We start from the raw sequence: 15256 nt of genomic DNA, 5'->3' as shown, positions 1-15256 counted from the left end.
ATATTGAATCGTTTAAAAGTAAATAAAAACAACTTCTTACCAACATATGGTATAGTTGTAGCTAAATTAGAAGTGAAGAGGATGGTGTAGATTTGAACTCATTTCCTGTTACCTACTCGCTCTTATCCAGGCAAGCTTTACTAGCGCATATCAAAAACAATTATGACTTTCAAGAAACTGTCCATTTAAAATACTTCCTTAGAGGCATGAACGATACATATATTCTAGAAACGGGTTCAGGAAAATATGTCTTTAGAGTGTATCGTGCGGATCGAAGAAATCGATCGGAGATTGCTTTTGAACTGGATGTATTGAATTATCTCAATCAGAATGATGTAAACGTATCCATACCACTCGCTCGAAAAGATGGCACCTTCATAAACGAATTTTGGGTCACTGAAGGTGTAAAACATGGGGTCATGTTTAGTTTTGCAGAAGGTTATGAAAAGCCGATTCATACCGTAGAAGATAGCTATTTATTTGGACAGTCCGTTGCTCACCTCCATAAAGTGACTGAGCATTTTAGAAGTGAGCATGCGAGAGAGAATCTGGATTTGGAATATCTAATAGATAGACCGCTTGATATCATCAAATTACATATGGAGCATCGTCTGGAGGATTACCATTTTATTCATAAACGGATCTCAGAATTAAAGGAACCGTTGGCGAACAAGATCGAAGAAGGTTTGGATTGGGGGATTTGTCATGGAGACTTGCATGGCAATACAAATGCAGCCTTTACAGAGGATGGGCAGTTAGCACATTATGATTTCGATATTTGTGGTTATGGATGGAGAGCTTATGATATCGCAGAGTTCAGATTGGCGAGAGAAATTCATAGTGGTCATGATAAGGATGAAGTAGAAAGACTATGGCAAGCATTTCTAAACGGATACAGGCAAGTAAGAGACTTAAGTAGAAATGATGTAGAAGCGGTCTCTATATTTGTTGTACTAAGGCAGCTGTGGCTCTTTGGCTTATGTTTTACTGAAGCAGAGATGATCGGTGGAGCGGACTTTGATGATGGATTTATTGACAGCAAGATAGAGTATTTCAGGAAAGTGATTTTCTGATCGTATGCATCGTTTTTCCGTAAGATTAGAGCTATCTAAGAAGAAAGGCTGTCGTGAATGCGGAAGCATTAGCTGGAATTATTATGAATGATAAAAGGATGAGGAAAATGAATGAATTAAAAAAGGCTATTGAGTTTAGAGAATCGGGAAAACTATTGGAATCTAAAACTCTGTTACTTGATTTATTAAAGCTTTACCCTTCTAATCCAGATGTCTGGTACCAATGCGCTTGGGTACATGATCTGCTGGAATTAGAACGAGAAGCGATACCTTATTACCAGAAAGCATTGGAATTGGGGCTTCAAGATGAAGATAGAAAAGGAGCCTTACTAGGGCTTGGGAGTACTTATCGAGTATTAGGAATGTATGAACAATCCAAAGTGATTTTTGAAAAGGCAATACATGAATACCCAGAAGATAACGAATATCGTGTCTTTTTAGCAATGGCTAAATATAACTTGAAAGAATATGACCAGGCGATGGAAATATTATTAACGTTGCTTTCTGAAACGAGCAGCGACCCAGGAATTCAATCTTATAAAAAAGCGATACAGTACTATTCAAATAAGTTAGACAAGGTATGGAAATAAAGATGAAGAAAATAATGTTTACGTTGCGCTAAGATCCAGACGTCTGACATACACTGAGCCATGAATACAGGAATCTTAGCAGATACGCTGGGATTAACGAATAGGAGCTAATCAATGATGTTTGAATTTCCAAATCAAATTCAAATAAACGATGAGAAAATAAAACCATTTGTTAGCTATTTGAAAAAAGAAAAAGTTGAAAGTTGTTTGATAAGTGTCGGAACAGACATCGTGCTTCAATATTCTAGAAATAATAAATCAAAAGACAAGCTCCACAAAATTAACTCATGCACCAAGAGTATTACTTCATGCTTGATTGGAATAGCGGTAGAGCAGGGATTAATTTCGGATATTCATACGCCGATTGTTCATTACTTCCCGTCGCTTCAGCAGGATCAAGACATCCGCAAACAAAGTATTACCATTGAACACTTATTGAGTATGAGTGCAGGATTTGATTGGCCAGAGCTGGGAGAATGGAATGGATGGCCTGCCATGATACATAGTCCTAACTGGGTTGATTATATATTAGAGCGCCCATTAAACGCCGAACCTGGTGAAAGAATGAACTATAATTCGGGCTGCAGCCATCTGTTACTAGCCATACTTCAACAAGTGTCAGGCATGAGTGCAAAAGATTTCGCAATAAAGGTTCTGTTCTCCAGTTTGAAGATCAAAGATTTCATATGGCATGCAGATCCCCAGGGAATTAATATTGGTGGTTTTGGGATACATATGTCTATACAAGATATGCATAAATTCGGCAGCTTCTATTTAAACAAAGGGCGCTGCGGGAAACGGCAATTACTGAGTGAGGAGTGGATATCCACTTCAACCCAACCAAAGTATTTAACCTATGATGGTATCGGTTATTACGGTCATCATTGGTGGGTAGCCGGTGATTCATTAGATCCTTCTTTTTATTTCGCTATGGGTATGGGCGGGCAGTACATCTGTGTAGATCATTCCCAAAATATAGTTGTCGCCTTAACCAGTGATACCTACGGCGATACCTTCAAACCATTAAGAGCGATTACAGAACTTTTGCGATAATACGAAGAAATCAGCGCTTCTGCTAACAAAATTTTAATTCAGGAGGATTTCATATGATATTAGAAAAAGTCATAAATAAAATTGAAATACAAAGTGAATACAAGGATTTTGTTGATAAGTATATCGATAACCTTCTTACTGAATTTAAAGGCAAGATTCATAGCATCTATATGTGCGGTTCCATTCCCAAAGGAACGGCTACACCATTTAAGTCAGATGCAGACTTTACGATTGTATGTGAGGATCCCAAAGAGATTGATTACGAAAGACTATCAAAGATTAAAGACAGACTTTTGCAAGAATATCCGATACTCACTAAGATCGATACAATCATCTGCTCGATGGAGGATGTATTAAGTAAGCCCAATGAGTGGGGGTTCTGGGTGAAGGTGATTTGTACCTGCGTATATGGTCAAGACGTTGGTGAACAAGTACCACCGATCCAGATTTCTCCAAAGTTTATTTTGGACTTGAATACAGACACCAAGGAAGAAGTAGCTCATATACACCGTTTACTATCTACTGCTAGTGATCACACAATGCAAGTCCGATATATAAAAGGTTACTCTAAGCGATTACTTCGTGCTTTGTACTGTTTGGTTTTGGAGGATACAGGTGTATGGGAAGATGATATGGTTACGATGAAGAATGCCATATTAGATTATTGTGAGATTGATCCTGCTTTAGTTGATTATCTGTATGCTTGTTACCTCGATAGTAATGTAAGTGTTGAAGAGTTTCTGGGAATTGCAGATGAAGTATATCGTTATTTCGAGAACGCTCTACGTGTAATGGCTGCTTCCAGAAAGTTCTTGAGCTAAAATCTGTTCACTCAGTAGACAGGTTGACGTGAATATTCCTCGCTCATATTCAATTTTATAGTGAAAATGAGTTGGGTTTATGAAGAGTGTACAAGAAAGTGTAATTGAAATGAATGAAGAGCTATTCTTCTTTGTAGCGTGTATACTATGTTCTCATTAAGAATGGAAATAATACATATGGAGGTAATTAAGTTTGAGTACTCACTACTATCTCAGTTGGTTTAATCATTTTTTTCCAGAGCAACTGGCCAAATTATTGCATAAGGATATAACAGACAGAAAATCGCTCGTTATGATCAGTGCTCAACCGTCTAGTTATACAGATGAACAAATTGCTATGGAGGATGTTTCTGAATACACCTGGTTAAATCAGGCCGATATTATTTTCGATGAATATCATTTCATTGATTATCGCATGCAGAAGGAACAGGCCCAGCAGTTCATTCAAAATGCCTCTGTCATTTTTTTGTGCGGTGGAGATCCTGTGTTGCAGAAAGATTTCTTGGCAGAATATGAATTGTCGGATGTGATTAAGAACAGCAAGGCGGTTATAATAGGTGCCAGTGCTGGCGCGTTAAATATGTCTGCCAAATGGTTGAGCTTGATAGAAAATGAAGATGAAGTTGAAACAAGTACTATTTATGAGGGGATCGGCTTTCATCAGTTTGCCTACGAATCTCATGCTAAACGCGATTACTCCACGTTTGTTCAAGGCTATCTGTTCCCCTTATCTGAAGAAATGGATGTCTATGCTGCAGAACAGGAGAGTGCTATACGTGTAAAGGATGGCAAAATGGAAATATTGGGACCTGTATATTTGATTTCCCACTCCGGGATTCAGAAAGTATAGTAGAAATAAAAATGGAAGAGGTACGACATATTTATGCAAAAACTATTACATAAAATCAATAATCAATTCGAACTCGAGGTTGATTCGGGAGCAGCTCCTATCGTTTCTCTCGAGTTATTTTTTGATGGTAACGAGGAAGAATCATCCATTGGATGTAATTTGTTAAATCATCCGGGTATTGATGTATTCTACGAGACATTGAAGAGTACCAAACAGTTAATTGAAGTCCAAGATGTATTTGTGGAAATCTATGAGGTTGAAGAAAACGGATGGCCATTCTCTGAAAGAATATATATATTATCCACTTTACATCAAGATGAATTAATGGATCGATTAAGGATTCTGGAACCAAGTGATATAGAAGAAGGATATCAATTTGGTGAGCCGAAAGCAGCGCCATTATTGGAAGCCGGAATGAAGGTTTACTCCGTATGGTGGGATTAATAGATGATGAGAATAAACCAAGTGGACTTTATTTAGTAAGGAATTAATGTATGCAGATAAATCAAATTATCATGGGGTGATTTTGGTTATGGGATCCAGAATTATGCATTTGATCATCGGTTATAAAATTGCCGAACGATTGAATATCGAAGATAAAACTTCATTTCTGCTGGGCAGCATTGCCCCAGATGCGGTTGTCACCAAGGATGAATCCCATTTCTATAGAGGAGAACATCAGAACTATACAAGACATATAGACTACCTGGAATTCCTGTCTAAATACAAATCATACTCAGATCATATATATGTGCTGGGATATTTTGCGCATTTGATTGCAGACGAGCAGTGGATGAAGGGATTTTATATGCCATGGCTAAGAAATCGAATGGAAGCAGATCCTGAAGTGTCCTCCCTGTATCACGGTGATTTTCAATTACTGAATGGAAAGCTGTTAGAGCATTATGATTTTACTAATCAAATGAGGGAAGCAATCAATAATAAAACGAATAAAGTTATTGATCTGGATGAAGTAAAGTCCAGTGATGTATTAGAATTGGTTCCCCATGTGTTAGGGGATATGGAATATGAAAAGCAAGTAATCAATGAACCGCTGAATGTCTTTCATTTTATGCAGATCGAAGGATATATTGAAACATCAGTCAATGTAGCAGTAATGAATTTACAACAATTATCTGGAAAAGAAAAAAAGGGACAACATACCCTATGATAATGAAGGAGATAATGTATGAAGGACACTTGACACACAATGAGGAACCTGTTTGGAATGGAGTGTGATACATATGGAATGCTTGGGATGCAGAATCGCCAACAATATTGAACCTAATCTAAACATCATTTATGAAAATGAATGGATTACGTGTGTACTGGATATTGCTCCTTTTAATGAAGGGCATACTCTAATCCTTCCCAAACGACATTACCTCGATGTTGATGAGATTGATCCACAGACTGCATATGCAATCATGGATGCCTCACAAATGCTCTCAATTGTTTTGAAGAAAGTATTTAAACCCGATGGAATAAGGATTTGCCAAGATGGAGGAGTATTTAATGATCTGACCCATTATCATATGCATCTCATTCCAAGATACCAGGGCGATGGATTTACTTGGGGTGAACCTCTGCATCCGGACGGAGCTGAGAACCGACTAAGCCAAACCAGAGAACGGATTTTAAAAGCATTGATAGAGTAGTAAAAACTGTATATAAACATGATTAAAGCATACTATTCATGCGGCATACCTAGGTCTAGGCAGAGCACTCTATGCTGTGGCGAGAATAAAGAAACACTACCTGAGAGATACGCAATTCTTATAGATAAGGGTGATCCATTTGAGAAAAGGACTCATTGTACTGCTTAACGGAACCTCAAGTTCAGGAAAGACAAGTATTTCCAATGAACTGATTAATCAGAAAGAGATTTTATTCCACCATTTATCACTGGATGAGTTTTTTGATAATTATAATGACTTTGTTAATAATAAGTTGATAGGTACATCTCCAAAAGAAATAGACCATCAAGTTGTCTCACAAATTGTAGATGATTCGGTATTCTCAGTGTATCATTCGACAGTTAAGCTCTTTTCGGAGATGGGTTTGAATGTAATAGCAGATACTGTGATGGATAGTGACAAACGGTTTAATGAATGCCTCGATATGTTTGCTGATCAGTCTGTATTATTCGTAGGTGTACAATGCTCCAAAGAAGAACTTGCACGAAGAGAACAAAAAAGAGGAGACCGAAATATTGGACTGGCAAATTTTCAGTTCGATCAGATTTATCGTTTTGACGAATATGATCTTGAAGTAAATACGGAGGCATTGAACCCAGCAGAATGTGCGAAAGAAATTTTGAACTTTATACAATCTGGTCAGGATTACTCAGTATTTAAAAAGCTGAATAAGAGAGATGTTAACAAATACGAATAAGTTGTGATGTAAAAGACGACATGAAACTAAATAGTTTAAAAAAGTTGTCTTTTACTATTTTAGTGCATGATATAGGAGTCGTTCTGAATGTTAAACAAAATGCGGAGGATCTAAAATGGATTTTGATATCATACAAGTTAATCAGAAGCATAAAGAAGTATTGGAAAATCTCATGCAATTTTATATTTATGATTTCTCGGAGTTTCTCCAATTTGACGTAGAAGAAGATGGGCAATATAGTCCGTATCCTTTAGAAGAGTATTTTCAAGAAGGCAATCAACGATTTGCTTATATTATCAAAAAAGAAGAGAAATATGTAGGGTTTGTGTTGGTTCATTTCATTGATTCTGCAGAACTGCGCTATTATTCCATTGCCGAATTTTTCATATTGAAGAAGTATAGACGAGAAGGAATCGGTAGGTCCGCAGCAGCTCATATATTCAATATACATAAGGGGTTATGGCAAGTACATCAGATTGAGAGTAATCGGCCAGCCCAGATATTTTGGAATAGCGTAATTAATGAATACACAAAAGGCCAATTTGAGGAACGGATCGAGAATGGTAAAAGAATACAAACATTTACCAGCTGATTGAGACAGACACTTTACTATATAAGTTGCGAGTATGTATTATTTGATGACTGTTTGGCAGGCGGTTTGTCATATTGGAAAATTTCATCTTGGCATTATGCGAATGAAGATGAAGGATCAAAAGATTGTATAACACTGTATTCATCTCTCGGCCGTTCGTCTTCAGCCCAAATTGGCAGGATCACGTCGTATTAGTCCCATCAATATGTCGCAAAAGTACATGGTAACGCCAAGTATAGATCGTTTATACTCCCTTTATAGTCGATAATGAAAATCATTATCATACATAAGGGGGATTTACCATGAATGGAGAAATGAAAGGGCGAGCGTCCAGAAGCTGGGGAAATGCTGCCTACAAATCGAGATTAGGGATAGGCTTACTGCTGGTCCTTATGCTTATATTGACTGCCTGCGGAGCCGGAACCGGTGCGGATAACAGCAAGCCGTCTGCGGCAGCCGCTAAGACCCCTGCGCAAACAGACACAAATACAGAAGCTTTTCCCGCTACCCTCAAGCATATGAAGGGTGAGCTGGTGCTGAATGAAAAGCCGAAGAAAATTGCCGTACTGGATGTGAAGTTTCTGGATCAGATGTTGGCGGTTGGTGAGAAGCCGGCAGGCAGTGTGATCGCCGGAGGCAATACCGGTTTCCCGGAATATTTGGGCGATCAGCCGAATGGTGTACAGATTCTCGGTACCCGGGATGAGCCTAATCTGGAAGCTATTGTGTCTTTGGAACCGGATCTGATTATTATGACCGATTTCCAAGAGAAACAGTATGAGAATGTTAGCAAAATTGCACCGACTCTCGTATTGGACTTTTATGAAGATTGGCGTGATACACTGTCCACGATCGCTAAAGTGACGGATAAGCCAGCCGAAGCCGAGAAGGTGCGCCAAGCTTACGAGAATAAAGTTAATGGGCTAAAGGCGAAGCTGGCTAAGAAGCTGGGCGATGAGACGGTAGCTCTGATTCGTCCGAGAAAAGAAGGTATTCGCATTCACGGGATTCAACATCGGACTGGCGAAATTCTGTATCGGGATTTGGGCTTGAACATGCCGCCGATGATTCAGAAGGTTGGCAAGGAAGGTTCACTTGAAATCTCAATGGAACAAGTTCCCGCAATCGGCGCTGATCGTTATTTTGTACTCTCGGACGAGCTGTTTGCCACAGAGGCTGAAGCAATGGCGAACAACCCGGTATGGAAATCGCTGGATGCGGTCAAAAATAACCGCGCTTACGACGTGAATTCCACCTTATGGATTGCCTATTATGGCCCGCTTGCTATCAATTTGATCGTAGATCAAGCGGCAGAAGCCCTGCTTGGATCGAACTAAGATGGACCGTTATCTCTCGAACGATTTGTGGAAACAGATGGCATCCAAACATTCGATTTTGCTGGGTGAGCCGCCTGAAGACAGTGTCCGTATCGTTGCTTTGAATGATCTGTACGAAGAAGCGGCATGTCGGGATTATATCCGCTGGTTTCAGACGTATATCGATGCGCCTGACCTGAAAGTTGCGGCTTCGATGTTAGTCAAGCGTATCGGCTATCTATGGACCGCTCCGCTGATGACGGCCCTGACTTTTCATCATCGACATGTTTCTTTCTCGCTGCAAGATAGTTTTCTGTATCACCCGGCGCTCATTAAGGAGGGAGGGACCCGTTTTCCTTTTCTTGCAGTCAGCGGTCTGCGGGCGGAAGCGCTCACGCCAAACCGGGAAGTCCAGCGGGAAAAGGCGCTGGAGGAGATATTTGCGCTGCAGCTGACTCCGCTGTTCAAGATGCTTGCTGCAATCGCGCCGCTTCCGATGAGTATCCTCTGGGAGAACATTATGGTGCGGATCGGTCCGCTGTATAAGCTTGAAGCAGGTGAGACGGGAGAAAAGCATCAGCATGTACAGGCAGATTTCAGCTATTTGACCCAGGAAGCGCCCGGAGCTTTATTTGACCAAAGACGGAATCCATTTACCCGATTTACAACATGCAAGGACCAGATTCCGATTGCCAAAAACGAACGAATTACCTGCTGCTTCTATTATCAGATGTCCGGGGAATATTGCAGAAAATGTCCGAAAATTGACACTGAGAATAAATCTCAATTAAAATGACAACAGCAAGCATGTTACTTTTGCTAATTGTCAGGAGATGAGAGAGATGCCGCTGCAGACAAGTCCATGGAGTGAAACGACAATCAAGATGCTTGACGGGTACAGTGATACTTTGCAAGCAGGCGGTGTTCTTGATGTTAATAAAACCGAATTCGCCTCGAATGTGCTGCTGCTAGCAGTAGGCGGGGAAGGGGAGCTTGCAATGAATGGCGAAGTTTGCCGCATTGGAGCTTCTTTTGCTTGTCATATTGTAAAAGGTACTTCGTTTAGGCTGACGTGCGGATCAGATGAACTTTATTATATGGTGATTACATACGAGGCTTTTGCCCTGGATGGAGCGTCTCCTGCCATGCCTTCGTATCGTAAACATCCGCTGCAAATCTCTTTTATTCAGAGTACGACCATTCATACACAGTGGGTGCAGCAAGCCGAGAAAATCATCGCCAAATGGCGCCGCGGCGAAGGGTTGGAACATTTTCATGCCAATGCGTTGCTGCAAAGCATGATCTATGAGCTGATTATGGAGTATGAACGCGGTCAAGGTGGCGCAGAGTCGGACAGAGTGGATGTAGTCGCATCCTATATCGCCTCGCATTATCGCCGGAATCTGGAGCTGCAGGAGTTGGCAGACCTTGCGGGATGCAGCATACGGCAGCTCCAACGACGATTCAAGCAGGAGAAGCAGTTGGGACCGATGGAGTATGTAAGCAAGCTGCGGATGGAAAATGCATCGCGGATGCTGCAGTATACAGACGCTTCCATCGGAGAAATCGCTGATCGAATCGGTTATCGTGATATGTATTATTTCAGCAGGGTGTTCAAAAAACATTACGGCGTCTCCCCTTTGCGTTATCGACTTGATCATGTTTCCAAAGCGGATGAAGAATACACGAAGGCTTTGCTGCGCAATCGAATAGCTTCGTCGTACGACTCGGCGGAAGGAACGGTCATCTGTCATATGGGGGGAGAATATCAAGTGAAGAGACCGCCACAGCGTATCGCTGTACTCGATGTGCAGTATGCTGACCATTTGCTCGCGCTTGGACTGTCTCCGGCAGGAAGTGTCGGATCCGGCAGTGTGTCGATCCATTTTCCGTCATCGATTCGGGACAGACTTCAGGGTGCTGAACTGCTCGGAACGTATGAGTACCCGGATCTGGCAGCTGTAGAGCAGCTGTCGCCGGATCTAATCATTTGCACCGAGGTTCATGATCGTCATTTTGAAAGGTTAAGCCGGATTGCTCCCGTCCTCATGTTCAGGCGCAACGAGAGATGGCAGACGATTCTGGGAGTTTTCGGTGAACTGACTGGCAAAAGAGCGGAAGCCAAAATCATCCTGGCGGATTATTACCGACGCACTGCGCTGCTGTCCGAAGAACTGGCTATCGTATTGGCAGAACAAAGTGTGGCTCTAATCCGTCCGCTTGATTCGCTCATTCGCGTTCATTCGGCTGCTCATCGTACGGGTGCTGTGCTGTACAAGGATCTGGGTTTGCCTATTCCATTATTTGTGGCGGATACTTCGGATACGGCGTATCATATTTCCGTAGATAGACTTCCGGCTGTGCAAGCCAGCCACTATTTTCTGCTTAGCAATCGGGCAATGCAGGGCGGTATATCGGCGACCGAGCAGCAGGTGCTGGACATGCTCGATAATCATGCGGATCAGCATATCCACTGCGTCGATGCGATAACCTGGATTGGTTGTTACGGACCGATTGGGATCAATAGCATCGTGGATCAGATTAAGCAGGCTTTGTTGACAATAAACTTTCAGATGAACTGCCACTAGGAGTGAATCAGAGGAAATCGAAACATTGGACGGACAAGTTCTCAATTCGACCAGATATATCGTTTTGATGAATATGATCTTGAAGTAACTACAGAAGAATTGAATCCGGTAGAATGTGCTAATAAGATTCTACGATATACAATCTGGTCATGATTATTTGGTATTTCAGAACTAAGTAAAAGAAATACTGATAATTTATAGAAAATGTATCCATTGGTTCGCAAATAAGAATAGAGGGGGCGAGCATATGAAGGTATTTCGAAAGCAAGTTCGAAAAATAACAGTGGGAGGAACTTTGTACTTATATGTCGTTGACGAACAAGCGTATGATATCGTGTTAAGAATATATTCAAATCAGTTCAAATCAACATTTGCTGAATATATTATTGGATGGAAAGATAGTTGGGACATTATTGTTTACGAACCCGGGCTGATTGCCAGTCTCATTGAACATGCAGTATCAATAGGGTGGGAAAGTGATAAAAGAAATAATAAGATCAAAATCGAAAATGCTGCAACGCTCATTAGAGAAATAATGAAGCGTGATGTATGAAGAGAAGAAGACTCCAATGCTCGCAAATCTAAAAGAAATTGTAGTATAGCATACCTCCTCGATCTGATAGAGTCTGCTAATGAATGTATGACAAAGGGGTTTGATAAGGTTTATCTCTATACGGATCTGTCAGAATATTACGAAAGAATGCAATGGCGCTATATAGATAAAGGTTATTCTTTGAACGATGAGAAATAAGAATTTACAAATATTCAATTAATGAGGGATGATTTTGGAAACAAAAACGGTAATATATTTTGTGAGACATGCTGAGTCTCCTTATATAGAGGGACAAGAAAGATCCAGAAGTCTGTCTGATCAGGGTAGAGAGGATTCACTTAAAGTAGCAGACATTTTACAAAGTGAAAGTATAGATCATTTTATATCCAGCCCTTATGAACGAGCTATTGAAACGATCCGAGGATCTGCAATTGAATATGAGAAAGAAATCAGCATAGTTGAAGATCTTAGAGAAAGAGCAATTGGTGTTATTCCAGATAACGGATTTACAGCAGCCAAGAGACGGGTATATGACGATTTTAATTTTGCTTATTCGGGTGGCGAATCAAGTAATCATGCACAAAAGAGAGCTGTTGAGGCTTTACGAATGCTATTATATAAACATCAGGGCAGAAAAATGGTGATTGGAACACATGGAGATATCATGACGCTAATGATGAATTATTTCGATAAGCAGTACAGCTACGATTTTTGGAGTTCATCGACGATGCCAGACATGTACAAAATGGAATTTAAGGGCGATATATTAGTTGAAGTAGAGAGAATATGGCGCTAATCAATATCTACTATATAAAGAAAGGAATGATTTTTTGAAAATCTATAATTTTGATAAAGATACAGGAAGAGAAATTACCAATTTTGATAGTAAACAGTCTGTCTTCTCAAGAATTATTCAACATAACGAATCATTACATATAGGCTGTATGTTTATTGGACCCGAAGGAATAGTCGGCTCACATCCAGCGACGATCAACCAGTTATTTTTAGTCGTTCAGGGTGAGGGATGGGTAACAGGTAAAGAAGGAATACAATACCGGATTCAATCTGGAAAAGCAGCTTATTGGGAGCCAGGTGAAGTGCATGAATCTGGATCAGAACAGGGAATGACTGTAATCGTGATAGAGGGTGAAGATCTGCAACCTTTGATGAGCGAAGTGAAATTGAACGTTAAAAACACTTTATAGCCAAGCTATAAATATAAAGGATGGAATCATATTGACTAGACCTCCTATTTTTTCAATACATTCAGTCGTATCCACATCCAATGAGGCAATACGAATAAAAGGCAGAGCACTCGACATCATTGAAATAAAGTCTAAAGTATTCGATTCGAATTCTAATATCGGTACGATTGAAGAAATCACGATAGAAGACAAACAGGTTCGAAAGCTCGATATTATGTCAGAAGGTATAATTACAATAACAGGTATTACAAAAGATTTTCAGATGAAAGAATTGTTATATGAAGATCGATTAGAGGAGTATAAAGAGACTATAACTTTTGAACAGGCCAAGAATATGGCTGAACATATGAGTCGTCAAGTTTTATTGGATTATGTAGACCATCCCAATATGTCCTTTTTGGATGAGCTTGTATTAGAGGCAGACTGTTGCTGGTTCTTTTTTTATAATCCCCAGATCATTATTCCACAAGATAAGTGGTTATTGCACATATTAAAAGCCTATGCTATTTCGAAAAAAGGCAACGTGAGTCATACCTATAATTACTTGGATGATCCTGTGGAAGCAAAAGACTATTTGCATGCAATGTCAGGATACTTTAGGAAGAGAGGACTTTAAAAAAAGAGTAAAGCCTGAAACATATATTAAATAAACGGAACTCTAGAGACTTATAATATCTGATTTAAAAGAGAATGAAAAATATGTCTAGAACAATAATTTTAAATAAACTGAAAAAGAAAGATCTATTACTATCGAAATCGAAGAAGAACTGGATATATTGTAGCGCAGCATCTATACTGGCTGTGTCCGCTATTTGATTACAGGAATACTGTAGCTAAGAGCCGTCTTTGAAGTAGTATCTATACGAGACAACCTTCATAATTAATAGTAGAGTCTATTTTAAAATTAAAGAGTTGTAATCGAATTATTATATCCCATGACGGAAAGGTGGATTCATATGATTACATTCGAAAGAGATAATAATAAGTTTAATTTCAGAGTGGCAGGCATTGTTGTTCATAATAATCGGGTTTTACTACATACTACATTAAAGGACGACTTCTGGAATCTTCCGGGAGGTCGCGTTGAATTTAATGAATCGACAGAGCAAGCCGTCTTGAGAGAAATCAAAGAAGAGCTGGATGTGGAAGGTGAGAATCCAAAACTGCTTTTTATTAATGAAGATTTCTTTGAATACGATGGTTTGCAATTTCATGAGATTGGCTTTTACTATCTGGTTTCTTTTCCGGAAGGACATGAAATCACAAAACCTACAGACGAATTTCCAGGAGTAGAAGACGATGGTAGACTTATTTTCAAGTGGTTCCCTATCGATGAATTGCAAGACTTGGAAGTCTACCCGGAGATCCTGCGGACTGAATTGCTCCAATTGAAAAGAAGCGATCATATTCAGCATTTTGTGAATCTTCGGTAAATCGTTTAGTGAATAATTCAAATAGATAAGAGGGTTCGTTAATGAGAGCATATATTCAAACAAACAAAAATGGGGAGTTCTACAATGTAAATGCGTTTGTGGCATATGAAGGATTCATGTCATTGGGTTGGGAAACGGTTAAATTTTATGAGGTAGAAGACATCAAGGATCACCATCAGGAAGATATTGTAGTCGGTGGAATTGGTAATGTGAGAAGTCGGCTGTCACTGCTTGGTATTAATAGAAATAAAGAAGAAATTGATTATCCTCATTCGTTATCTCATTATTTTGGTAGAAGGATATGGACAACAACGATCCAGGAGCTTTTCGAAGATAATCAGAACTGGAATGTATTTGTTAAACCCAAGGATATCACTAAGAAATTTGCTGGTAAAGTAGTTAGAGAATATAAGGATTTCATAGGTCTCATAGAAGAAGATGCCAATACCACTGTCTGGTGTTCCGAGATTGTTGATTTCAGAACAGAATGGCGCTGCTTTATTCGCTATGGAGAGATTCTGGATATCAGACCGTACAAAGGTGCCTGGGATTCAAAATTGGACCTTGATATAGTGAATAACGCTATCAATGATTTTGCCGATGCGCCCGCAGCCTATGGATTGGATTTTGGCATAGATTACGATGGAAATATGAAGTTGGTAGAAATTAATGATGGTCATTCTCTCGGAACCTACGGAATAGCTCCTGTAAACTATGCGAAATTCCTCACCGCCAGATGGTCAGAGTTAACGGGAACGACCGATTATTTGAGACATTTGTAAGCGTAG

At 39.9% G+C, this 15256-nt stretch carries 20 protein-coding genes; all 20 read left to right on the top strand.

What is annotated here, in order from left to right; genetic code table 11:
- The first annotated feature begins 92 nt into the window (after nt 1-92).
- Entirely contained in the window at nt 93-1073 is a 981-nt protein-coding gene (locus H065_RS0105155; protein ID WP_017811955.1) for a phosphotransferase enzyme family protein, read from the top strand.
- A 107-nt stretch (nt 1074-1180) separates the two neighbouring features.
- Nucleotides 1181-1663, top strand: a complete 483-nt coding sequence (locus H065_RS0105150) for a tetratricopeptide repeat protein (RefSeq protein WP_026136039.1) — start codon at nt 1181-1183, stop codon at nt 1661-1663.
- A gap of 114 nt (nt 1664-1777) precedes the next feature.
- Nucleotides 1778-2716, top strand: a complete 939-nt coding sequence (locus H065_RS25265) for a serine hydrolase domain-containing protein (RefSeq protein ID WP_017811953.1) — start codon at nt 1778-1780, stop codon at nt 2714-2716.
- A 53-nt stretch (nt 2717-2769) separates the two neighbouring features.
- Nucleotides 2770-3537 (top strand): nucleotidyltransferase domain-containing protein, encoded by a 768-nt coding sequence (locus H065_RS0105140; RefSeq protein WP_017811952.1) that lies wholly within the window; start codon nt 2770-2772, stop codon nt 3535-3537.
- Between the two features lie 193 nt (nt 3538-3730).
- Nucleotides 3731-4387 carry a Type 1 glutamine amidotransferase-like domain-containing protein gene (locus H065_RS0105135; protein ID WP_017811951.1) on the top strand — a complete coding sequence of 219 codons (657 nt, stop codon included), beginning with the start codon at nt 3731-3733 and terminating at the stop codon, nt 4385-4387.
- A gap of 33 nt (nt 4388-4420) precedes the next feature.
- On the top strand, nt 4421-4831 hold the full coding sequence (locus tag H065_RS0105130; RefSeq protein WP_017811950.1) for a YfbO family protein: 411 nt from the start codon (nt 4421-4423) through the stop codon (nt 4829-4831).
- 88 nt (nt 4832-4919) lie between these two features.
- Nucleotides 4920-5558 (top strand): zinc dependent phospholipase C family protein, encoded by a 639-nt coding sequence (locus H065_RS0105125; RefSeq protein WP_017811949.1) that lies wholly within the window; start codon nt 4920-4922, stop codon nt 5556-5558.
- A gap of 73 nt (nt 5559-5631) precedes the next feature.
- Complete coding sequence (locus H065_RS0105120) at nt 5632-6045, top strand: HIT family protein (protein WP_017811948.1); 414 nt, start codon at nt 5632-5634, stop codon at nt 6043-6045.
- Between the two features lie 139 nt (nt 6046-6184).
- On the top strand, nt 6185-6781 hold the full coding sequence (locus H065_RS0105115) for a chloramphenicol phosphotransferase CPT family protein (RefSeq protein ID WP_017811947.1): 597 nt from the start codon (nt 6185-6187) through the stop codon (nt 6779-6781).
- A gap of 115 nt (nt 6782-6896) precedes the next feature.
- Nucleotides 6897-7373 carry a GNAT family N-acetyltransferase gene (locus tag H065_RS0105110; protein ID WP_017811946.1) on the top strand — a complete coding sequence of 159 codons (477 nt, stop codon included), beginning with the start codon at nt 6897-6899 and terminating at the stop codon, nt 7371-7373.
- Nucleotides 7374-7675: 302 nt separating this feature from the next.
- Nucleotides 7676-8710 (top strand): ABC transporter substrate-binding protein, encoded by a 1035-nt coding sequence (locus H065_RS0105105; protein ID WP_017811945.1) that lies wholly within the window; start codon nt 7676-7678, stop codon nt 8708-8710.
- 1 nt (nt 8711) lies between these two features.
- Nucleotides 8712-9485 (top strand): (2Fe-2S)-binding protein, encoded by a 774-nt coding sequence (locus tag H065_RS0105100; protein WP_017811944.1) that lies wholly within the window; start codon nt 8712-8714, stop codon nt 9483-9485.
- 46 nt (nt 9486-9531) lie between these two features.
- Nucleotides 9532-11277, top strand: coding sequence for a helix-turn-helix domain-containing protein (locus tag H065_RS0105095; RefSeq protein WP_017811943.1), 1746 nt, complete (start codon nt 9532-9534; stop codon nt 11275-11277).
- Between the two features lie 6 nt (nt 11278-11283).
- The gene (locus tag H065_RS28540; protein WP_152425812.1) at nt 11284-11430 is read left to right on the top strand and encodes a phosphotransferase-like protein; all 147 of its coding nucleotides are present in this window, start codon (nt 11284-11286) and stop codon (nt 11428-11430) included.
- 94 nt (nt 11431-11524) lie between these two features.
- The gene (locus H065_RS0105090) at nt 11525-11830 is read left to right on the top strand and encodes a hypothetical protein (protein ID WP_017811942.1); all 306 of its coding nucleotides are present in this window, start codon (nt 11525-11527) and stop codon (nt 11828-11830) included.
- Between the two features lie 232 nt (nt 11831-12062).
- Complete coding sequence (locus tag H065_RS0105085; protein WP_017811941.1) at nt 12063-12626, top strand: histidine phosphatase family protein; 564 nt, start codon at nt 12063-12065, stop codon at nt 12624-12626.
- Between the two features lie 34 nt (nt 12627-12660).
- Complete coding sequence (locus tag H065_RS0105080) at nt 12661-13035, top strand: hypothetical protein (RefSeq protein ID WP_017811940.1); 375 nt, start codon at nt 12661-12663, stop codon at nt 13033-13035.
- 31 nt (nt 13036-13066) lie between these two features.
- Entirely contained in the window at nt 13067-13651 is a 585-nt protein-coding gene (locus tag H065_RS0105075; protein WP_017811939.1) for a hypothetical protein, read from the top strand.
- Nucleotides 13652-13991: 340 nt separating this feature from the next.
- Complete coding sequence (locus H065_RS0105070) at nt 13992-14468, top strand: NUDIX hydrolase (protein WP_017811938.1); 477 nt, start codon at nt 13992-13994, stop codon at nt 14466-14468.
- 41 nt (nt 14469-14509) lie between these two features.
- Nucleotides 14510-15250, top strand: coding sequence for an ATP-grasp domain-containing protein (locus H065_RS0105065; protein ID WP_017811937.1), 741 nt, complete (start codon nt 14510-14512; stop codon nt 15248-15250).
- Nucleotides 15251-15256 lie beyond the last annotated feature (6 nt).

It is taken from the genome of Paenibacillus shenyangensis (assembly GCF_000346635.1).
In the GTDB taxonomy this organism is placed as follows: Bacteria; Bacillota; Bacilli; order Paenibacillales; family Paenibacillaceae; genus Saccharibacillus; species Saccharibacillus dauci.
The sequence above is the reverse complement of the archived record's forward strand: the minus strand, read 5'-3'. Positions and strand labels throughout refer to the sequence as shown.